At 63.9% G+C, this 20,127-nt stretch carries 16 protein-coding genes; 2 read left to right on the top strand and 14 right to left on the bottom strand.

Features of this window, described 5'->3' with window-relative positions:
* Positions 1–11: 11 nt before the first annotated feature.
* The 10 genes from nuoH to L6D77_RS17560 form a co-directional block, all read right to left on the bottom strand.
* Positions 12–1,019 carry an NADH-quinone oxidoreductase subunit NuoH gene (gene nuoH, locus L6D77_RS17515; RefSeq protein WP_110993938.1) on the bottom strand — a complete coding sequence of 336 codons (1,008 nt, stop codon included), beginning with the start codon at positions 1,017–1,019 and terminating at the stop codon, positions 12–14.
* A complete protein-coding gene (gene nuoG, locus L6D77_RS17520) occupies positions 1,016–3,730 on the bottom strand; it encodes an NADH-quinone oxidoreductase subunit NuoG (RefSeq protein ID WP_232884816.1) in 2,715 nt (904 codons plus the stop codon). Before nuoG ends, nuoH begins: the two co-directional genes overlap by 4 nt.
* A 133-nt stretch (positions 3,731–3,863) precedes the next feature.
* A complete protein-coding gene (nuoF, locus tag L6D77_RS17525) occupies positions 3,864–5,225 on the bottom strand; it encodes an NADH-quinone oxidoreductase subunit NuoF (protein ID WP_194791141.1) in 1,362 nt (453 codons plus the stop codon).
* Positions 5,222–5,719, bottom strand: coding sequence for an NADH-quinone oxidoreductase subunit NuoE (nuoE, locus tag L6D77_RS17530; protein WP_012313767.1), 498 nt, complete (start codon positions 5,717–5,719; stop codon positions 5,222–5,224). Before nuoE ends, nuoF begins: the two co-directional genes overlap by 4 nt.
* Before the next feature lie 2 nt (positions 5,720–5,721).
* The gene (nuoC, locus tag L6D77_RS17535; protein WP_232884817.1) at positions 5,722–7,503 is read right to left on the bottom strand and encodes an NADH-quinone oxidoreductase subunit C/D; all 1,782 of its coding nucleotides are present in this window, start codon (positions 7,501–7,503) and stop codon (positions 5,722–5,724) included.
* A gap of 79 nt (positions 7,504–7,582) precedes the next feature.
* A complete protein-coding gene (locus L6D77_RS17540; RefSeq protein ID WP_008096180.1) occupies positions 7,583–8,260 on the bottom strand; it encodes a NuoB/complex I 20 kDa subunit family protein in 678 nt (225 codons plus the stop codon).
* A gap of 9 nt (positions 8,261–8,269) precedes the next feature.
* Positions 8,270–8,683 carry an NADH-quinone oxidoreductase subunit A gene (locus L6D77_RS17545; protein ID WP_110993934.1) on the bottom strand — a complete coding sequence of 138 codons (414 nt, stop codon included), beginning with the start codon at positions 8,681–8,683 and terminating at the stop codon, positions 8,270–8,272.
* Between the two features lie 380 nt (positions 8,684–9,063).
* Complete coding sequence (locus L6D77_RS17550) at positions 9,064–9,726, bottom strand: lysoplasmalogenase (protein ID WP_232884818.1); 663 nt, start codon at positions 9,724–9,726, stop codon at positions 9,064–9,066.
* Between the two features lie 228 nt (positions 9,727–9,954).
* Entirely contained in the window at positions 9,955–11,280 is a 1,326-nt protein-coding gene (gene aceA / locus L6D77_RS17555; protein ID WP_023630475.1) for an isocitrate lyase, read from the bottom strand.
* Between the two features lie 501 nt (positions 11,281–11,781).
* Positions 11,782–12,516 carry a secretin N-terminal domain-containing protein gene (locus tag L6D77_RS17560; protein ID WP_232884819.1) on the bottom strand — a complete coding sequence of 245 codons (735 nt, stop codon included), beginning with the start codon at positions 12,514–12,516 and terminating at the stop codon, positions 11,782–11,784.
* Between the two features lie 290 nt (positions 12,517–12,806).
* Here L6D77_RS17560 and L6D77_RS17565 point away from each other — a divergent pair, with 290 nt between their 5' ends.
* Positions 12,807–14,249, top strand: coding sequence for a SulP family inorganic anion transporter (locus L6D77_RS17565; protein ID WP_232884820.1), 1,443 nt, complete (start codon positions 12,807–12,809; stop codon positions 14,247–14,249).
* A 130-nt stretch (positions 14,250–14,379) separates the two neighbouring features.
* Here L6D77_RS17565 and fusA read toward each other — a convergent pair whose 3' ends face one another.
* A complete protein-coding gene (fusA, locus tag L6D77_RS17570; protein WP_232884821.1) occupies positions 14,380–16,491 on the bottom strand; it encodes an elongation factor G in 2,112 nt (703 codons plus the stop codon).
* A gap of 68 nt (positions 16,492–16,559) precedes the next feature.
* Complete coding sequence (locus L6D77_RS17575; RefSeq protein ID WP_232884822.1) at positions 16,560–16,988, bottom strand: hypothetical protein; 429 nt, start codon at positions 16,986–16,988, stop codon at positions 16,560–16,562.
* A gap of 468 nt (positions 16,989–17,456) precedes the next feature.
* On the opposite strand from L6D77_RS17575, the gene L6D77_RS17580 reads away from it, so the two are divergent.
* Positions 17,457–17,759: a hypothetical protein gene (locus L6D77_RS17580; protein WP_232884823.1), complete on the top strand. Its 303-nt coding sequence runs from the start codon at positions 17,457–17,459 to the stop codon at positions 17,757–17,759.
* A 3-nt stretch (positions 17,760–17,762) separates the two neighbouring features.
* Here the strand turns inward: L6D77_RS17580 and L6D77_RS17585 are convergent, their stop codons facing one another.
* Both L6D77_RS17585 and gcvA read right to left on the bottom strand, forming a co-directional pair.
* On the bottom strand, positions 17,763–19,013 hold the full coding sequence (locus L6D77_RS17585; RefSeq protein WP_232884824.1) for a 2-aminoadipate transaminase: 1,251 nt from the start codon (positions 19,011–19,013) through the stop codon (positions 17,763–17,765).
* Between the two features lie 173 nt (positions 19,014–19,186).
* Positions 19,187–20,083: a transcriptional regulator GcvA gene (gene gcvA / locus L6D77_RS17590; RefSeq protein ID WP_232884825.1), complete on the bottom strand. Its 897-nt coding sequence runs from the start codon at positions 20,081–20,083 to the stop codon at positions 19,187–19,189.
* Positions 20,084–20,127: the final 44 nt, after the last annotated feature.

The raw sequence follows: 20,127 nt of genomic DNA on the forward strand, positions 1-20,127 counted from the left end.
GGGTCAAATCCTCACTGGGCCGCGACGGCTGGCGTGTTGTAGAGCACGATCGCAGCGGTCACCAGCAAATTGATCAGGGTCAGCGGCAGGCAGAACTTCCAGCTGAAGTCCATCACCTGGTCATAGCGTGGGCGCGGGATCGAGGCGCGCAGCAGGATGAACAGCATGATGAAGAACGCGGTCTTCAGGGCGAACCAGAAGAACGGCAGCTGCGGCAGCAGGTCGAACGGACCGTGCCAGCCACCGAAGAACAGGGTGACCAGCAGCGCCGAGATCAGGATGATGCCGATGTATTCACCAACGAAGAACATGCCCCATTTCATGCCGGCGTATTCGATGTGGTAGCCGTCGGCCAGTTCCTGTTCCGCTTCGGGCTGGTCGAACGGGTGACGGTGAGTCACGGCGACGCCAGCGATGAAGAAGGTGCAGAAGCCGAAGAACTGCGGAATGATGAACCACAGGTTCTGGGCCTGGTATTCAACGATGTCGCGCATGTTGAACGAACCCACCTGCACCACCACGCCCATCAGCGCCAGGCCCAGGAACACCTCGTACGACACGGTCTGCGCCGAAGCACGCAAGCTGCCCAGCAGGGCGTACTTGTTGTTCGACGACCAGCCGGCGAACAGCACGGCGTACACCGACAGGCCGGCCATGGCGAAGAAGAACAGCAGGCCGATGTTCAGGTCGGCCACGCCCCAGCCCGGGGTGATCGGGATGATCGAGAAGCCGATCAGCAGGGCGCTCATGGCCACGACCGGCGCCAGGGTGAAGATCATCTTGTCGACGAAGGGCGGGTTCCAGTCTTCCTTGAAGAACATCTTCAGCATGTCGGCGGCGATCTGGAACATGCCGAACGGGCCGACACGGTTCGGGCCGTAGCGGTCCTGCCACCAGCCCAGCAGGCGACGCTCGACGAAGCTGAGCAGGGCGCCGCAGACCACCACGGCCAGCAGCACCACGATGGCCTTGACGACCTGAATGATCACATCGATCACTTCGGGGGTGAACCAGCTCATTGTGCTGCCTCCTGCAGGCCTTCGACGGATGCACCGAAGATGGCGGGCGGGATGCCGGCCAGGCCTTTGGGCAACGCAACCAGGCCAGCGCCCAGCTCTTCATTGATACGCAGCGGCAGACGCAGCGCCACGCCGGCCACGTTCAGGCTCAGCATCGCACCGTCGTTGACGCCCAGGCGATCGGCTTCGGACTTGGCCAGGCCGACGTAGGCGGCCGGGATGCGTTCCTGCACCGGGGCGGCGCGCGAGGAGGACTCTTCGCTGCCGAACAGGTGGAAGAACGGTACCGCGGTCCAGGTGCCACGAGCCGGGTTGAACGCGCCGGGGATGGCGGTGAACCAGCTCAGGCGGTCGCCTTGGGTTTCGATCAGGCGCACGCCCGGGTCACCGGCACGCAGGTGGCCACCCACCTCATCCTGGAACTTGTTCCAGGCTTGCGGCGAGTTCCAGCCCGGCGACCAGGCGAACGGCACCTGCTGACGCGGTTCGGCCGAACCCGAGTAGCCTTCCATGGAGAAGGCGAACGCGGTGTCCTTGTCCTGCGGGGTACGCGGCTCGTGCACGCTGATGTTGGCGCGCATGGCGGTACGGCCGGAGTAGCGCAGCGGCTCGCGCGCCAGCTTCATGCCCTTGATGCGGAACGCGGCGGAAGGCGCTGCGTTGACGATGCCGGCCAGTTGCGGGGCGGCTTCGGCGCAGGCGCTGGTGACGTGGTCCAGCTGGGTCCAGTCCACCGGCTTGTTGAGCAGGGTGGCACGCAGGGCGTGCATCCAGCGCCAGCCTTCGTGGATCTGGATGCTGCTGTCCAGGTATTGCGGGTCGAACACCTGGAAGAAGCGCTGGGCACGGCCTTCCTGGCTGACCAGGGTGCCGTCGCCTTCGGCGAACGAGGCGGCCGGCAGCACCAGGTGGGCGCGGTCGACAGTCGGGGTTTTCGAGTGGTCGGCAACGATCACCACCTTGGCGGCGGCCAGGGCGGCGTCGACCTTGGCGGCCGGTACGCGGGCGTACAGGTCGTTTTCCAGCACGACGATGGCGTCGGCCTTGCCGCTGATCACCGCGTCCAGCGCAGCGTCGACGGACTCACCGCCCATCATCGCCATGCCCAGGCTGTTGGCCTCAGGCACGACCAGGCTCAGCGAGCCGTTCTTCTCGCGCAGCTTGAGGGCCTTGGCGATGTTGGCGGCGGCTTCGATCAGCGCCGGGTCGGCCAGCGAAGTACCGGCGACGACCAGTGGGCGCTGGGCCGCGACCAGGGCGTCGGCGATGCGCTGGGCCAGGGCCTTGGCTTCAGTGTCCAGGCCTTCGACGGCAGGGGCGCTCGGGTCGATGGCGTGGGCCACGGCGAATCCGATACGGGCCAGGTCCGCAGGCGCGGCGTGCACACACTCTTCGGCCACGTCGTCCAGCTTGGTTTGCGCCAGCGAAGCGATGAACAGCGGGTACAGCGCGTGCTGGCCGATGTTCTTCACCGCAGCGTCCAGCCAAGGCTGTACGCGCATGGCGTCGGCCATGGCCTCGGCCTTGCCCTTGGTGGCCTGGCGTACGGCCAGGGCGACACGGGCGGCAGTTTGCGTCAGGTCTTCGCCGAGCACGAACACGGCGTCGTGGTCTTCGATGTCGCGCAGGGTAGGGACGGGCAGCGGGCTGTTGTTCAGCACGTTCAGCGCCAGGCGCACACGGGCCAGCTCACCGGCTTCCATACCCGAGTAGAAGTACTCGGCGCCGACCAGCTCGCGCAGGCCGTAGTTGCTTTCGAGGCTGGCGCGTGGCGAACCGATACCGACGATGGTGCGGCCGCGCAGCAGGTCGGCGGCCTTGTCCAGGGCGGCGTCCAGGCTCAGCTTGCTGCCATCGGCCAGCAGCGGCTGGCGTGGGCGGTCCTTGCGGTTGACGTAGCCATAGCCGAAACGGCCACGGTCGCACAGGAAGTACTGGTTCACCGAGCCGTTGAAGCGGTTCTCGATGCGGCGCAGTTCGCCGTAGCGCTCACCCGGGCTGATGTTGCAACCGCTGGAGCAGCCATGGCAGATGCTCGGGGCGAACTGCATGTCCCATTTGCGGTTGTAGCGCTCGGAGTGGGTCTTGTCGGTGAACACACCGGTCGGGCAGACCTCGGTGAGGTTGCCGGAGAACTCGCTTTCCAGCACGCCGTCTTCAACGCGACCGAAGTACACGTTGTCGTGGGCGCCGTACACGCCCAGGTCAGTGCCGCCGGCGTAGTCCTTGTAGTAGCGCACGCAGCGGTAGCAGGCGATGCAGCGGTTCATCTCGTGGGCGATGAACGGGCCGAGGTCCTGGTTCTGGTGGGTACGCTTGGTGAAACGGTAGCGGCGCTCGTTGTGGCCGGTCATGACCGTCATGTCTTGCAGGTGGCAGTGACCGCCTTCCTCGCACACCGGGCAGTCGTGCGGGTGGTTGGTCATCAGCCATTCGACGACGCTGGCGCGGAACGCCTTGGACTCTTCGTCTTCGATGGAGATCCAGGTGCCGTCGGAGGCCGGGGTCATGCAGGACATGACGATACGACCACGGGTGTCGTTCTCGTCGGTGTACTGCTTGACCGCGCACTGCCGGCAGGCGCCGACGCTACCGAGCGCCGGGTGCCAGCAGAAATAAGGGATGTCGAGGCCGAGTGACAGACACGCCTGTAACAGGTTGTCCGCACCGTTGACTTCGAGCGCTTTGCCGTCTACGTGGATAGTGGCCATGGTTCAAAGTTCTTCGTTGGCCCGCGTGAGCGGGCGTGGCTAATGGAAATCGGTGGGCCTGCGGCTCAGCGCCAATCTTTACGGCGAGCCGGCAAGGCCGGCGGGTGGCACGGACCACCCGCGTTCTGTCTTTTTATGCGCCGACCACAATCGGCTTCGCCAGGTTCGGGCGCAGGGTGCCAGCGCTTTCTGGCGCCACACCGGCCTCGAACTCCGAGCGGAAGTACTTGATGGCACTGCCCAATGGCTCGACGGCACCCGGTGCGTGAGCACAGAAGGTGCGGCCTGGGCCGAGGAAGTTGACCAGACCCAGCAGGGTCTCGATGTCTTCGGCGCGGCCCTGGCCGTTCTCCAGGGCGCGCAGCATCTTCACGCTCCACGGCAGGCCGTCACGGCACGGGGTGCACCAGCCGCACGATTCGCGGGCGAAGAACTCTTCCATGTTGCGCAGCAGGGAGACCATGTTGACGCTGTCGTCCACCGCCATGGCCAGGCCCGTACCCATACGGGTGCCGACCTTGGCGATGCCACCGGCGTACATCTGCGCGTCGAGGTGCTCGGGCAGCAGGAAACCGGTGCCGGCGCCGCCTGGCTGCCAGCACTTGAGCTTGAAGCCATCGCGCATGCCGCCGGCGTAGTCTTCGAACAGCTCGCGGGCGGTCACGCCGAACGGCAGTTCCCACAGGCCTGGGTTCTTCACCTTGCCGGAGAAGCCCATCAGCTTGGTGCCGTGGTCTTCGCTGCCTTCGCGGGCCAGCGATTTGTACCAGTCGTTGCCGTTGGCGACGATGGCCGGCACGTTGCACAGGGTCTCGACGTTGTTCACGCACGTCGGCTTGCCCCACACGCCTACGGCGGCAGGGAAGGGCGGCTTGGAGCGCGGGTTGGCGCGGCGGCCTTCGAGGGAGTTGATCAGTGCGGTTTCTTCACCGCAGATGTAACGCCCGGCGCCGGTGTGCACGAACAGCTCGAAGTCGAAGCCCGAACCGAGGATGTTCTTGCCCAGCAGGCCCGCGGCCTTGGCTTCGTCGATGGCGCGGTTGAGGTTCTTCGCCGCGGTGGTGTACTCGCCACGCAGGAAGATGTAGCCGCGGTAGGCCTTCAGCGCGCGGGCGCTGATCAGCATGCCTTCGACCAGCAGATGGGGCTGTTGCTCCATCAGCATGCGGTCTTTCCAGGTGTTGGGCTCCATTTCATCCGCGTTGCACAGCAGGTAGCGGATGTTCATGGATTCGTCTTTGGGCATCAGGCCCCACTTCACGCCAGTGGGGAAGCCTGCGCCGCCACGGCCCTTGAGGCCGGAGTCCTTGACGCTTTGCACGATGTCGTCGGCGGACATGTCGGCCAGCGCCTTGCGCGCGGCGGCATAGCCGTTCTTGGACTCGTATTCGGCCAGCCAGACCGGCTCGCCGTCGTCACGCAGGCGCCAGGTCAGCGGGTGGGTTTCGGCGCTGCGCGCAATGCGGTTGGCCGGGCCGAAGGAAGTGATGGTCATACGTAACCCTCCAGCAGCTTGCTGACGCCGGCAGGTTGCACGTCGCCAAAGGTGTCGTCGTCGATCATCAGCGCCGGGGCCTTGTCGCAGTTACCCAGGCAGCACACCGGCAGCAGGGTGAAGCGGCCGTCGGCGGTGGTCTGGCCGAGGCCGATGCCCAGCTCGCTCTGGATCTGGCTGACCACCGACTCGTGGCCGCCGATGTAGCAGACCATGCTGTCGCACACACGGATGATGTGGCGGCCAACCGGCTGGCGGAAGATCTGGCTGTAGAAGGTGGCCACACCCTCGACGTCGCTGGCGGGGATGCCCAGCACTTCGCCGATGGCGTAGATGGCGCCGTCCGGCACCCAGCCGCGCTCTTTCTGCACGATCTTCAGGGCTTCGATGGACGCCGCGCGCGGGTCCTCGTAGTGGTGCATCTCGTGCTCGATGGCCGAGCGCTCGGTTTCGCTCAGGGCGAAACGGTCGGTTTGGATAAGCGTGCTGTTCATGCTTAGCGGTCCACGTCAGCCATAACGAAGTCGATACTGCCCAGGTACGCGATCAAGTCCGCGACCATGCTGCCTTTGATCACCGAAGGGATCTGCTGCAGGTGCGGGTAGCTCGGGGTACGGATCCGGGTGCGGTAGCTCATGGTGCCGCCATCGCTCGTCAGGTAGTAACTGTTGATGCCCTTGGTCGCCTCGATCATCTGGAACGACTCGTTGGCCGGCATGACCGGGCCCCACGAGACTTGCAGGAAGTGGGTGATCAAGGTCTCGATGTGCTGCAGGGTGCGCTCTTTCGGCGGCGGCGTGGTCAGCGGGTGATCCGCCTTGTACGGGCCTTCCGGCATGTTGCGCAGGCACTGGTCGATGATGCGGATACTCTGGCGCATCTCCTCGACGCGGACCATGCAGCGATCGTAGGCATCGCCGTTGTGGGCCAGCGGCACTTCGAACTCGAAGTTCTCGTAGCCGGAGTAGGGGCGGGCTTTACGCAGGTCGAAGTCGCAACCGGTGGAACGCAGGCCGGCACCGGTAGTGCCCCATTCCAGGGCCTCTTTGGTGTTGTAGGCCGCGACGCCGATGGTACGGCCTTTGAGGATGCTGTTCTGCAGGGCGGCCTTGGTGTATTCGTCCAGGCGCTTGGGCAGCCATTCGACGAAGTCCTTGACCAGCTTGTCCCAGCCGCGCGGCAGGTCGTGGGCGACACCACCGATGCGGTACCAGGCCGGGTGCAGGCGGAAACCGGTGATCGCTTCGATCACGGTGTAGGCGCGTTGGCGGTCGGTGAAGGTGAAGAACACCGGGGTCATGGCGCCGACGTCCTGGATGTAGGTACCCAGGAACAGCAGGTGGCTGGTGATGCGGAAGAACTCGGCGAGCATGATACGGATCACGTCGACTTTCTGCGGCACCTTGATACCGGCCAGCTTTTCCACCGCGAGTACGTACGGCAGGTTGTTCATCACGCCGCCGAGGTAGTCGATACGGTCGGTGTAGGGGATGAAGCTGTGCCACGACTGACGCTCGGCCATCTTCTCGGCGCCACGGTGGTGGTAGCCGATGTCCGGGACGCAGTCGACGATCTCTTCGCCGTCCAGCTGCAGGACGATACGGAAGGCACCGTGGGCAGACGGGTGGTTCGGGCCCAGGTTGAGGAACATGTAGTCCTCGTTGGCGCCCGAACGCTTCATGCCCCAGGCCTCGGGGTTGAAACGCGCCGACTCTTCTTCGAGCTGCTGCTTGGCCAGGGTCAGGCTGTAGGGGTCGAACTCTGTGGCACGGGCCGGATAGTCCTTGCGCAGCGGGTGACCTTCCCAGGTGGGGGGCATCATGATGCGGCTGAGGTGCGGGTGGCCGGCGAAGTCGATGCCGAACATGTCCCACACTTCACGCTCGTACCAGTTGGCGTTGGGCCAGATACCGGTGACGGTGGGCAGGTTGAGGTCGCCTTCGCTCAGCGACACCTTGATCATCACGTCGCTGTTACGCTCGACCGACAGCAGGTGGTAGAACACGCTGAAGTCGGCTGCCGGCAGGCCACGGCGCTGGGTGCGCAGGCGCTCGTCGACGCCGTGCAGGTCGTACAGCATGCTGTACGGCTTGGCGACGTTGCGCAGGAAGCTGAGGATTTCTTTGAGCTGGGCACGCTTTACCCACAGTACCGGCATGCCGGTGCGGGTTTCCTGGGCGACGAAAGCGTCGGCGCCGAATCGGTTGTGCAGTTCGACGACCACATCCTGGTCGTCAGCCTTGTAAGGCGGAATATAAATAGCGTTGTCCGCTGTCATGGTCTCGGTCGCTTTGGGTCAACGTTAAGAATGAAGCCAGGCCGCCGGCTCCTGGAGGAGCGGGCGGCAGGTCGCTGGATCAGACTTCGTCGGGGCTGCGCAGGTTGGTTACCGCGATACGCTGTTCGCGACGCAGGTCTTTCTGGGCGGGCATCTCGGCACGGTAAATGCCTTGATCACCGACTACCCAGGAAAGCGGGCGTCGCTCCTGGCCGATCGACTCCTGCAGCAGCATCAAGCCTTGCAGGAACGCCTCGGGGCGCGGCGGGCAGCCAGGCACGTACACGTCCACGGGGAGGAACTTGTCGACCCCTTGAACGACCGAGTAGATGTCGTACATGCCGCCGGAGTTGGCGCACGAACCCATGGAGATGACCCACTTGGGCTCGAGCATCTGCTCGTACAGGCGCTGGATGATCGGCGCCATCTTCACGAAGCAGGTACCGGCGATGACCATGAAGTCGGCCTGGCGCGGCGATGCCCGGATGACTTCGGCGCCGAAGCGGGCGATGTCGTGGGGCGCCGTGAAGGCCGTGGTCATTTCCACGTAGCAGCAGGACAGGCCGAAGTTGTACGGCCAGAGGGAGTTCTTGCGACCCCAGTTGACCGCGCCACGCAGCACATCTTCGAGTTTCCCCATGTAGATGTTCTTGTGGACCTGGTCCTCTAGCAGTTGATCGGTGACGGTTTCCCGTTCACCAACCGGGTACTGCTCGTTGGGCGCATCCGGATCGATTCTGGTGAGATTGTATTGCATGCCAAAGCCTCATTGTTTCAGCTTCGCTTGCCGCTTGCGGCGACCTTCGGGTGCCCAGTCAAGAGCTCCGACGCGCCATAGGTAGACAAGACCTGCCAACAGAATTGCTATGAAAACGAGTGCTTCGACGAATCCGGTCCAGCCGCTTTCGCGGACGGACACAGACCATGCATACAGGAAGAGGGCTTCGATATCGAAGATCACGAACAGCATCGCGACCAGATAGAATTTGGCGGACAGGCGCAGGCGGGCGCTACCGACGGGCAGCATGCCGGATTCGAAGGGTTCGTTCTTGGCGCGACCCCAGGCCTTGCTACCGAGCAGGCTGGACAGGCCGAGCATGAAGGCACACAGGCCGACGACACCCAGGAGGAAGATGGCAAAGCCCCAGTTGTGGGCCATGAGTCCTGCCGAATCGGACATGCTAGAAATCCTTATACAGAGACCCAGCTCTGAAGTCTGAAATAAGTAGAGCGGCGACGCGGTGTCGCAGGCGCAGTGACCAAATGTCGCAGCTGAATCAATCGCGCTGATTTTATGGGTAAACCCGGTGCAAGTAAAATTTCCGTTGCAAATTTATTCGTAGGTTTAAGAACAAAAACCGTTCGTAACTGGCTGAAACCCTTGAGTTTCGGGCATTGCGTGCGGTTTTGTTAATTATGTTTCTTACTCGGCGTAATGACCGCTTAGTTATGTAATGATAATTAATATCATTTGGGTTGGGCTGTATTGATTTAGCAGTTCTGAGCCTTGCAAAGTTCATTGGGCAACCCCGCCACTTGCAAATGCGAAAAACGCTCGTTCTAGCAGCTTCCAAGCTGGCGTGTACCGCTCTGGGTCAATGGTTCTGCAGTTGCCGTGCGCATCACCGAGGCGGCGATCAGCCACTGGCCAAGCCAGTAGAGCAGGATGATCAGGTACTGCGCGGCGGCGAACGGGCTGACGAAGCGGTCGATGCCGATCAGGCTGTCGGAGAATACGAAAGCGCAGGCGCCCAGTGCCGCAACGCCACCGCAGGCCAGGGCGCGCCAGAGCATGCAGCCGATCGCCAGGGCATACAGCGCCACCGGGATCAGCAGTGGACCCAGGCCGTGGCTGGCGAGCAGGCCGAACAGCGATCCGCCTACCAGCAGTGCGAGTGCCAGTGAGGGATAGGCTGGGCGCTGGGTCAGGCTGCAGTAACCGCGCAGGTAGGCGAGGTGGGCGCAGAGGAAGGCTGCCAGGCCGAACACGAACAGGTCCTGGGGGATGGCCAGGAGGATGTCCCCGAGTACCGAGAAGGCCAGGCCGATCATGATCCAGCGACGGTAGGGTGTGGCGGGCGTGGTGCTCAGCCAGGCGATGAGGGCGAGTACCGGGATGGGCTTGCTCAGCAGGCCGAGCAGGGCGTTGTCGCTGGCCAATGCATATATATAGAGGGCGGCGGCTGCGACGGCGATCAGGATCAGGTGGCTTGGACGGGGCATGGGCGGTCCTTGCTGCTGGGTAGCCTCAAGGATAGACCTGATCCTGGGTTTTGCGTCGGCCTGTGCCGGCCCTTTCGCGGGCAAGCCCGCTCCCACAGGTACTGCGCATAGTTCGGGGGCTGAGGTAATCCTGTGGGAGCGGGCTTGCCCGCGAAGAGGCCGGAACAGGAAAAAGAAAGGCCCGGGGCTCTCGCAAGCCCCGGGCCTTTCTTCAGCGGCAACCCACTATCAGTGGAACTGCTCTTCCTCGGTCGAGCCGGTCAGTGCGGTCACCGACGAAGCGCCACCCTGGATCACGGTGGTCATGTCGTCGAAGTAGCCAGTACCCACTTCCTGCTGGTGCGCCACGAAGGTGTAGCCTTTGCTGGCGTCGGCGAATTCCTGCTCCTGCAGCTTCACGTAGGCGGTCATGTCGTTGCGGGCGTAGTCGTGCGCCAGGTTGAACATGCCGTGCCACATGTTGTGGATGCCGGCCAGGGTGATGAACTGGTGCTTGTAGCCCATGGCCGACAGTTCGCGCTGGAACTTGGCAATGGTGGCGTCGTCCAGGTTCTTCTTCCAGTTGAAGGAAGGCGAGCAGTTGTACGACAGCAGCTGGTCCGGGTATTCCTTCTTGATCGCTTCGGCGAAGCGACGGGCTTCGTCCAGGTCCGGCTTGGCGGTTTCGCACCAGATCAGGTCGGCATACGGCGCGTAGGCCAGGCCGCGGGAGATGGCCTGGTCGAGGCCGGCGCGAACTTTGTAGAAGCCTTCACGGGTACGGTCGCCGATCACGAACGGCTGGTCGTACGGGTCGCAGTCGCTGGTCAGCAGGTCGGCGGCGTTGGCGTCGGTACGGGCCAGGATGATGGTCGGTACACCGGCAACGTCGGCGGCCAGGCGGGCAGCCACCAGCTTCTGTACGGCTTCCTGGGTCGGTACCAGTACCTTGCCACCCATGTGGCCGCATTTTTTCACCGAGGCCAGCTGGTCTTCGAAGTGCACGCCGGCGGCGCCCGCTTCGATCATGTTCTTCATCAGCTCGTAGGCGTTCAGTACGCCGCCGAAACCGGCTTCGGCGTCAGCTACGATCGGGGCGAAGTAGTCGATGTAGCCTTCGTCGCCTGGGTTCTTGCCGGCTTTCCACTGGATCTGGTCGGCGCGACGGAACGAGTTGTTGATGCGCTTGACCACGGTCGGTACCGAGTCGACCGGGTACAGCGATTGGTCGGGGTACATCGATTCGGCCGAGTTGTTGTCGGCGGCAACCTGCCAGCCGGACAGGTAGATGGCCTGGATGCCGGCCTTGACCTGCTGCACTGCCTGGCCGCCGGTCAGGGCGCCCATGCAGTTGACGAAATCTTTTTCTGGGCGGAAGGACGGGTGGGCACCCTGGGTGACCAGCTTCCACAGTTTTTCTGCGCCCTGGCGAGCCAGGGTGTGCTCCGGTTGCAGCGAGCCACGCAGGCGAACGACATCAGCGGCGGTGTAGGTACGGGTCACGCCTTTCCAGCGCGGGTTTTCGGCCCAGTCTTTCTCGAGGGCTGCAATTTGCTGTTCGCGTGTCAGTGCCATGGAAATAAACCTCGTCGCATCGATCTTGAGTGTAATTGTGCTGATGCTCGACAAACGCGGGTCAGAGGGCCGGGCGGCTGTCCTGTCCGGGGGAGTGCGGCGGCGAACGCAAAAGGCTCGAAGGGGGGGAAGGGTGTGCAGGCCGGGCGAAGGCGTGCGCTGCAGGTTGGCTCGTGGATGCCGTGCTGCGGTGCAATGCGATTGCTGGTGACTGCGGTGATGCGCTTCCGTCCCTCGGGACAACTTCTTCGTTGCAGTCGCAATCCCGTCGAACCGCCTTGTGGGCCGTATGGACACGAAGCGCCTGCGCAGGTGGTGTGCAGGGCGCTCCGAAGACCCTTGCCAGGGCCTCTGATTAGCGGGAGCGAGGCCATCATGCCTTTGCCAAAAAGTGCCTGTCAACGATTTTGTAGTGCTTTTTTCTGGTTACTACATCTTTGGTCTAATGCGACTTGCTGGTCAGTTTCAAGGCCTTTGGTCGAGGCCTTGAATTGCCTGGGATCAGTCAAGAAGGTCGACTTTGACACGCAAAGTCATATTTTCCCCGCGCTGGGTGCTGTAGCTGAGGCTTGACGCACTGCGCTCGGCCTGGCTGTCCTGGTTGTAGCCCGCCAGGGTGATCCACTCGCCCAGCCTGCCGGTGATCGTCGTGTCGGTACTTTGCACTTTCACTACATCGGCACGTTCCTGGCTGACTCGGTCATTATTGGTGCTGATTTGCAGGCGTACGGTGTCACCGGTCAGGCGTGGGGTGACGTAGAAACCCTGGGTGACATTGCGGTATTGGGTGTCGCTCTGGATGCGCCCGTAGCCGTCGGTGGAGGTGCTGGTGATGGGGATGCTCTGGCCCACCTGGATCAACGCCGGTTGCCCTTCGCTGGCCTGGATCTGTTGCAGGCCACCCTCGCGGTTGGTGGTGCCGTAGTGGATCACCCGGGCATTGCCACGGTTGTCCTGGAAGTTGCTGTCGGTGTTGTCGACGCTGATCAGCAGGCGCTTGGGCGCGGTGTCCAGTTGTTGCAGCAGGGTGCGCAGGTCGTCGATGCGTTCCTGGCTGGCATTGACGATCAGCTTGTCCTCGAAGGTGCTGACGCTGCCGTCCTTGCCCAGAAACGACTGGGCGGCGGGCAGCAGCTCGGCGCTGCTGCGGTGTTGCAGGGGGATGACCTCGGTGGCGGCCTGGGCGGTGAGGCTGGCGGCCAGCAGCAGCGAGGCGAGGAGGGGGCGTAGCGGCATGTCCATGATCTCCGCGGGTGGAGTGAACATGATGGCAAATTTGTCGGCATCTTGCCGGGTGTGGATCACACGGCCGTGAATGAATGCGTGGTGGCCGCTGCAAGGCAAATTCCGTAACATCGCGGCCCTCGATTTCAGCCATGCCTGCGAAGATCACGCAGATCCTGTGGGAGCGGGCTTGCCCGCGAAGGCGTCGGCCAGGGCGACACTGCTGCCGGTTCGGACGCATTCGCGGGCAAGCCCGCTCCCACAGGGCCTGGGTTGCCTGCGCATCCTGTCATAGGACCCCCATGAAACCCGCTCGCCTACGCGCCGACCTGCTCGCCGGCCTCACCACCTCGTTCGCCCTGGTGCCCGAGTGCATCGCTTTTGCCCTGGTGGCCCACCTCAACCCGCTGATGGGCCTGTACGGCGCGTTCATCATCTGCACCCTGACCGCGCTGTTCGGTGGTCGCCCGGGGATGATCTCCGGTGCCGCCGGCTCGATGGCGGTGGTGATCGTCGCCCTGGTGGTGCAGCACGGCGCCCAATACCTGCTGGCCACGGTGCTGCTGGGCGGGGTGGTGATGATCCTGTTTGGCGTGCTGCGCCTGGGCAAGCTGGTGCGCCTGGTGCCGTACCCGGTGATGCTCGGCTTCGTCAACGGCCTGGCCATCGTCATTGCCCTGGCCCAGCTGGAGCATTTCAAAGAGGGCGAACGCTGGCTCAGTGGCACGCCGCTGTACCTGATGATCGGCCTGGTGGCCCTGACCATGCTGGTGGTCTACGTACTGCCCAGGCTGACCCGTGCAGTGCCGCCGGCGCTGGTGGCGATCCTCGGCGTCGGCCTGCTGGTGTACCTGCTCGGCCTGCCCACCCGCACCCTCGGCGACATGGCGCACATCGCCGGTGGCCTGCCGCAACTGGCCCTGCCGGACGTGCCGTGGAACCTCGAGACGCTGAAGATCATCGCGCCCTATGCGCTGCTGATGGCCATGGTCGGCCTGCTGGAAACCCTGCTCACCCTCAACCTCACCGACGAAGTCACCGAGAGCCGTGGCTATCCGGACCGCGAGTGCGTGGCCTTGGGCGCTGCCAACATGGTCTCGGGCCTGTGCGGCGGCATGGGCGGCTGCGCGATGATCGGCCAGACCGTGATCAACCTCAGCTCCAACGGCCGTGGGCGGCTGTCGGGGGTGGTGGCCGGGGTGATGATCCTGCTGTTCGTGTTGTTCCTGTCGCCGCTGATCGAACGTATTCCGCTGGCGGCGCTGGTCGGGGTGATGTTCGTGGTGGCCCAGCAGACCTTCGCCTGGGCCTCGTTGCGGGTGCTGCGCAAGGTGCCGTTGAGCGATGTGCTGGCGATCATTGCGGTGACGGTGGTGACGGTATTTACCGACCTGGCCATGGCGGTGATGTTCGGCATTGTCATCGCCGCGATCAACTTCGCCTGGCAGCATGCCCGTGAACTGTACGCCGACAGCCATGTGGATGCAGCGGGCGACAAGCATTACCAGGTGCACGGCACGCTGTTCTTTGCCTCGACCACACCGTTTTTGAACCAGTTCGACCCGGTCGGTGATCCGGCCCAGGTGACCCTGGATTGCCAGCATTTGAGCTTTGTCGATTATTCGGCGATCGCGGCGTTGAAGACCTTGCGCGAGCGCTATGCCAAGGCGGGGAAGCAGTTGCGGGTGGTGCATCTTTCCGAGCGCTGCAAGAAGCTGTTGAAGCGGGCAGGGGAGCAGCATTGAAGGCAATGGTCGCCTGCACCGGCCCTATCGCCGGCAAGCCGGCTCCCACAGGATTGTCACTGCACTCAAGAACTGTGCAGTACCTGTGGGAGCCGGCTTGCCGGCGATAGGGCCGTTATAGGAGAAAGGCTTACTCCCCGCGGTTCTTCTTCACGATGGTGTCGGCAATGCTCGCCGGGGCCTCGGCATAGCGGGTGAACTCCATCGAGAAGCTGGCCCGCCCCTGGGTCATCGAGCGCATCGAGGTGGCGTAGCCGAACATCTCGCCCAACGGCACCTCGGCGCGGATCACCTTGCCGGCCGGGGTCTCGTCGCCATCCTGGATCATCCCCCGGCGGCGGCTCAGGTCGCCGAGGATGTCGCCCTGGTATTCATCCGGCGTCACCACTTCGACCTTCATCACCGGCTCCAGCAGCACTGCGCCGCCTTTCTGCGACAGCTGCTTGGTGGCCATCGATGCCGCGATCTTGTAGGCCATCTCGTTGGAGTCGACGTCGTGGTACGAGCCGTCGAACACTGCGGCTTTGAGGTTGATCAGCGGGTAGCCGGCCAGCACGCCGTTCTTCATCTGCTCCTCGATGCCTTTCTGGATCGCCGGGATGTACTCGCGGGGCACCACGCCACCGACAATCTCGTTGACGAATTCCAGCCCCTCCTTGCCCTCGTCACCCGGGGCGAAGCGGATCCAGCAATGGCCGTACTGGCCACGGCCACCGGACTGGCGCACGAAACGGCCTTCGATCTCGCAGGTGTTGCGGATCTTCTCGCGGTAGGCCACCTGCGGCTTGCCGATGTTGGCCTCGACGTTGAACTCGCGGCGCATCCTGTCGATGATGATGTCCAGGTGCAGCTCGCCCATGCCGGAGATGATGGTCTGCCCGGTTTCCTCATCGGTCTTGACCCGAAACGACGGGTCTTCCTGGGCCAGCTTGCTGAGGGCGATGCCCATTTTCTCCTGGTCGCCCTTGGTCTTGGGTTCGACCGCCTGAGAGATCACCGGGTCAGGGAAGTCCATGCGTTCGAGGATGATCGGCTTGTCCATGTCGCACAGGGTGTCGCCGGTGGTCACGTCCTTCATGCCGATCAGTGCGGCGATGTCGCCGGCGCACACGTCCTTGATTTCGGCGCGCTGGTTGGCGTGCATCTGCACCATGCGGCCGATGCGTTCCTTCTTGCCCTTGACTGAATTGAGCACTGCATTGCCCGAGCTGAGCACACCCGAATACACCCGGGCGAAGGTCAGGGTGCCGACGAACGGGTCGGTGGCGATCTTGAAGGCCAGGGCCGAGAACGGTTCCTTGTCGTCGGCGTGGCGTTCCAGGTGTTTCTCTTCATCGTCCGGGTCGGTGCCCTTGATCGCCGGGATTTCGGACGGGGCGGGCAGGTAGTCGATCACCGCGTCGAGCATCAGCGGCACGCCCTTGTTCTTGAACGACGAGCCGAGGATGGTCGGGACGATTTCGTTGGCGATGGTGCGCTGGCGCAGGGCCGCCTTGATCTCCTCGACGGTCAGCTCCTCGCCTTCGAGGAACTTCATGGTCAGTTCGTCATTGGCTTCGGCGGCCGCTTCGATCATGTGCGCACGCCATTCGTCCGCCAGTGCCTGCAGTTCGGCGGGGATCTCTTCTTCGCGGTAACTGGTGCCGTGGTCGGCGTCGTTCCAGTAGATGGCCTTCATCTTCACCAGGTCGATCTGGCCGATGAAGTTCTCCTCGCTGCCGATGGCCAGCTGGATCGGCACAGGGTGGTGGCCCAAACGCTGGTCGATCTGCTTCACCACCCGCAGAAAGTCCGCGCCCTGGCGGTCCATCTTGTTGATATAGGCCAGGCGCGGTACGTGGTACTTGTTGGCCTGGCGCCAGACGGTCTCTGACTGCGGCTCTACGCCATCGGCACCGCTGAACACCACCACCGCGCCATCGAGCACGCGCAACGAGCGCTCCACCTCGATGGTGAAGTCGACGTGGCCGGGGGTGTCGATGATGTTGAAGCGGTACTTGTGCGCGAACTGCTTGGTCGAGCCTTGCCAGAACGCGGTGGTGGCTGCGGAGGTAATGGTGATGCCGCGCTCCTGCTCCTGGGCCATCCAGTCCATGGTCGCGGCGCCGTCGTGCACCTCACCCATCTTGTGGTTGACCCCGGTGTAGAACAGGATCCGCTCGGTGGTGGTGGTCTTGCCGGCATCGACGTGGGCGACGATGCCGATATTGCGGTACAGCTCGATGGGGGTCGTGCGGGCCATGGCGGGTCACCTGCGGGTGAGGGTACTCCCAACTTAGCAGAGCGGGAGAATCCTGCCGTGGCAGGCCGTCAGTCGGCGAGCACTTGCAACTGCCACTGGCCGTCGACTTCCCGGGCCAGGCCGCTGGCCGGCAGCAGGGCCAGCAGGCGGGCGTGCAGGCTGGCGTCGGTGAATGACTTGAGGGTAGTCATGTCCAGCGCGCCGACGGTGACCAGGTCGTTCTTGGTGTAGGACAGCCAGGCCTTCTTCAGCACCAACAGCACGTCACTGCCGGCGGTATTGGCGAAGCGGCGATTCAGCGTGCGGCCTTCCAGTTCGAAGGTGTGGCGGTGGCTGTAGCTGCTTTCGTCGCCGTTGCCCTCGACGCAGCGATGGCAGCGGCAGGCGCCGTCGGCGAAGGCGTTGCGCAGGTAGCTGTTGAAGTCCACGACGGGCTTGAGGGTCAGGCGTTTGTCGACCTCGAACAGGTCGGCGATCAGGGGTTGTTCGGCGCTCACGGGCGATCCTCGTAGATGTGTGGCGGTATTTGGCGGGCACCCTAACAGATCCTGCCGTTGGGCTGGTGTATTTGCGCCTCAGTGGCGGCTCAATGAAGGGTGATCCAGATAGGGTCGTTGGCGGCGGCTCGGCGAAAACCGGCGTACCGCAGTCTTGGCAGGGGGCACTGGCAGGCACAGCCAGCGATGGGTGGTGCCTCGCTTTTGGCAGGCTCAGGGCGCAAATCATCGCTACCGAGTGTGTCGAACTCGGTGAGCGTAGTAGTCGAGGGCGGTTTCTTCATTGGGCGATGCTCCTTAGCGGGGAGCCTGACTGTGCGCTGTGCTGGCGCTGGTCACCATAAGGAAAACCATCCTGGTGTTCGCCGCGAGCCGGCTCAGGATTCGCTCGCCTCGGCTGCGCAGCTGGCGTACGCTTGCAGCCCCTTGCGCCTTGGCGCTGACCCTTTTTGAATGAGGTAATACTGCTTGAGCACCAAGTACCCCTACATCGCCACCGTGACCGTCAGCGCCGAAGACCGTGGGGGCGACACCGAGGCCTCGGAGAACACCAACATGCGCGTGGGCCTTGAGGCGGTAACCGAGGTGCTGAAGAAAGTGCATTTCGTCGGCACGCTCGCGGCCCCCGAAAAAGGCGCCACGCACATCTGCGTCACCCTGGAGAACGGCCTGAGCTACTACGGCCTGATCGTCAACGGCCACGCCGAGCTCGAAGGCGGCTGGATCGCCTTCGAATGCGACATGCCTACCCCCGAAGAACTGGGTCTGTAACCCTTAGCCCAGTTCCGCCAGGCACTGCTCGAGGATATCCAGCCCTTCCTCGAGCACATGCGGCTCGATGGTCAGCGGTGCCAGCAGGCGGATGATGTGCCGCGCCTTGCCGCTGGGCATCAGCAGCAGCCCCTTGTTGCGCGCCGCTTCCAGCACCTTGGCCAGCACCGCGGGCGCCGGGCTGCCGTCGGCATTGACCAGTTCGATGCCGCGCATGGCGCCGGTGCCGGTCAGGCGCCCGAGCGAGGCGCACAAGCCTTTAGCTTTCCAGTGCGCATGGCGCGCGACGATGGCCTGTTCCTGGCGTTCGCCCCAGGTGGCGAGGTTGGCGTCGGTCATCTGCGCCAGGCTCGCCAGCGCCGCTGCGCAGGCGATCGGGTTGCCCGAGTAGGTGCCGCCCAAGCCGCCCTTGGGTAGCGCATCGATGATTTCCCGCCGGCCGACCACCGCGCCCAGCGGCATGCCGCCGGCGATGCTCTTGGCCAGCAGCAGCAGGTCCGGTTCGATCCCAAGGCGCGGGAAGGCAAAGCGCTGCCCGGTGCGGCCGAAGCCCGACTGGATCTCGTCGATGATGATCAGGATCCTGTGCTCGTCGCAGAAACGCCGCAACGCTTGGGCGAACGCCGGGTCCAGGGCGAGGAAGCCGCCTTCGCCCTGCACCGGCTCGAAAATGAATGCCGCCACGTCCTCCACCGCCAGCTCAACGCTGAACAGCCGTTCCATGGCCTTGAGCGCCTGCTCGCAGGTCACCCCGGTGTCGGCACTGGGGTAGGGCAGGTGGTAGACCGGGCCGGGCAGTTCGCCCACGCGCTGCTTGTAGGGCGCGACCTTGCCGTTGAGGTTGAGGGTTGCCAGGGTGCGGCCATGGAAGCCGCCGTCAAACGCAATGATGGCGCGCTTGCCGGTGGCGCCACGGGCTACCTTGAGGGCGTTTTCCGCAGCCTCCGCACCGCTGTTGGTGAGCATGCCCGCCAAGGGGTAGCCGACCGGCACGAACTGGCGCAGGCGCTCCATCAGCTCCAGGTACGGGCCATGGGGGGCGGCGTTGAATGCATAGTGGGTCAAGCGCGTGGCCTGCAGCTGGATCGCCTCGACCACCGCCGGGTTGCAATGGCCCAGGTTGAGTACGCCAATGCCGCCAACGAAGTCGATATAACGTTTGCCGGCGGTATCCCAGACTTCGGCATTGCGGCCATGGGAAAGTGTAATCGGGTGAACGATGGCGATGGACTGGCTGATACTTTCCTGGTTCATGTGCACGCGGCCTGTTGTTCGAATTACTTACTATGCAAACGCGTCGGGGATATATTCCGCAAACGAATTATCGGATTGCGATCATTCCATGGATTCGTGATCTTGCTGAAGTTTGTGCTGCTGTTGCCGGCCTCTTCGCGGGCTTGCCCGCGAAGAGGCCATGACAGGCAGCGTCAATCTCCCTCAGCCACCCGCTCGCGAATCCACTGCACGAAGGCCCGTACCTTGGGCACCTCCGCCGCATGCTCGGCATGGGCCATGAAGTGCCGGCCATTGCTGGCCACCGGGTGGTCCCAGGCCACCACCAGCTTGCCCTCGCTCAGCTCCTCGGCCACCAGGTAGCGCGGGATCAGGGCGACGCCGCAGCCGGCGATGGCGGCGCGAATGCACAGGTAGAACGTGTCGAAGCGCGGCCCGTGGTAGCTGTTCTGGCTGTGCAGCCCAAGCCCCAGGAACCATTCGTGCCAGGCCTCCGGACGCGACGCGCATTGCAGCAGGCGGTGTTCGGTCAGTGCCTCGGCGCAGGCTATGCGCTGCCGGGTCAGCAGCGCCGGCGCGCACACCGGTACCACGGCTTCGCTGAACAGCTCGATGCAGGTCGCCCCCGGCCAGGTGCCCTGGCCAAAGAAAAAAGCCACGTCGGCCTTGGCCTGCACCAGGTCGAACGGCTCCAGTTCGTTACGGATGTCCAGGTGGATGCGTGGGTGCCGCTCACCGAAGCCCTTGAGCCGAGGGACCAGCCAGCGCGCACCGAAGGTTGGCTGGGTGGCGATGCGCAGCACCTCGGTCTCGTCGCCGTAGCTGAGGATGTAGCGGCTGGAAATGTCGATCTGGGTGAGGATCTTGTTCACTTCGGTCAGGTACAGCGCCCCCGCCGGGGTGAGGTGCAGGCGCCGGCGAATGCGCTGGAACAGCGGGTGGGCGAGCATGTCCTCGAGCTGCGCCACCTGCTTGCTGACCGCGCTCTGGGTCAGGTGCAGCTCCTGCGCCGCACGGGTGAAGCTCAGGTGGCGGGCGGCGGCCTCGAAGCACTGCAGGGCGGTGGTGGAAGGCATCAGGCGTCTGGACATGGCGAAGGTGCTACCCGGCAAAAAAGGAAGGAATTCATTCCGTA

The organism is Pseudomonas parasichuanensis (assembly GCF_021601385.1).
GTDB classification, from domain to species: domain Bacteria; phylum Pseudomonadota; class Gammaproteobacteria; order Pseudomonadales; family Pseudomonadaceae; genus Aquipseudomonas; species Aquipseudomonas parasichuanensis.

Coding starts and splice junctions, on each gene's coding strand:
- fusA (WP_232884821.1), bottom strand. CDS start 16,491: ATGGCCCGCACGACCCCCATCGAGCTGTACCGCAATATCGGCATCGTC.
- nuoH (WP_110993938.1), bottom strand. CDS start 1,019: ATGAGCTGGTTCACCCCCGAAGTGATCGATGTGATCATTCAGGTCGTC.
- nuoG (WP_232884816.1), bottom strand. CDS start 3,730: ATGGCCACTATCCACGTAGACGGCAAAGCGCTCGAAGTCAACGGTGCG.
- nuoC (WP_232884817.1), bottom strand. CDS start 7,503: ATGACAGCGGACAACGCTATTTATATTCCGCCTTACAAGGCTGACGAC.
- aceA (WP_023630475.1), bottom strand. CDS start 11,280: ATGGCACTGACACGCGAACAGCAAATTGCAGCCCTCGAGAAAGACTGG.
- L6D77_RS17560 (WP_232884819.1), bottom strand. CDS start 12,516: ATGCCGCTACGCCCCCTCCTCGCCTCGCTGCTGCTGGCCGCCAGCCTC.
- nuoF (WP_194791141.1), bottom strand. CDS start 5,225: ATGACCATCACTTCCTTCGGCCCGGCCAACCGCATTGCGCGCAGCGCC.
- nuoE (WP_012313767.1), bottom strand. CDS start 5,719: ATGAACAGCACGCTTATCCAAACCGACCGTTTCGCCCTGAGCGAAACC.
- gcvA (WP_232884825.1), bottom strand. CDS start 20,083: ATGTCCAGACGCCTGATGCCTTCCACCACCGCCCTGCAGTGCTTCGAG.
- L6D77_RS17540 (WP_008096180.1), bottom strand. CDS start 8,260: ATGCAATACAATCTCACCAGAATCGATCCGGATGCGCCCAACGAGCAG.
- L6D77_RS17585 (WP_232884824.1), bottom strand. CDS start 19,013: ATGAACCAGGAAAGTATCAGCCAGTCCATCGCCATCGTTCACCCGATT.
- L6D77_RS17550 (WP_232884818.1), bottom strand. CDS start 9,726: ATGCCCCGTCCAAGCCACCTGATCCTGATCGCCGTCGCAGCCGCCGCC.
- L6D77_RS17545 (WP_110993934.1), bottom strand. CDS start 8,683: ATGTCCGATTCGGCAGGACTCATGGCCCACAACTGGGGCTTTGCCATC.
- L6D77_RS17565 (WP_232884820.1), top strand. CDS start 12,807: ATGAAACCCGCTCGCCTACGCGCCGACCTGCTCGCCGGCCTCACCACC.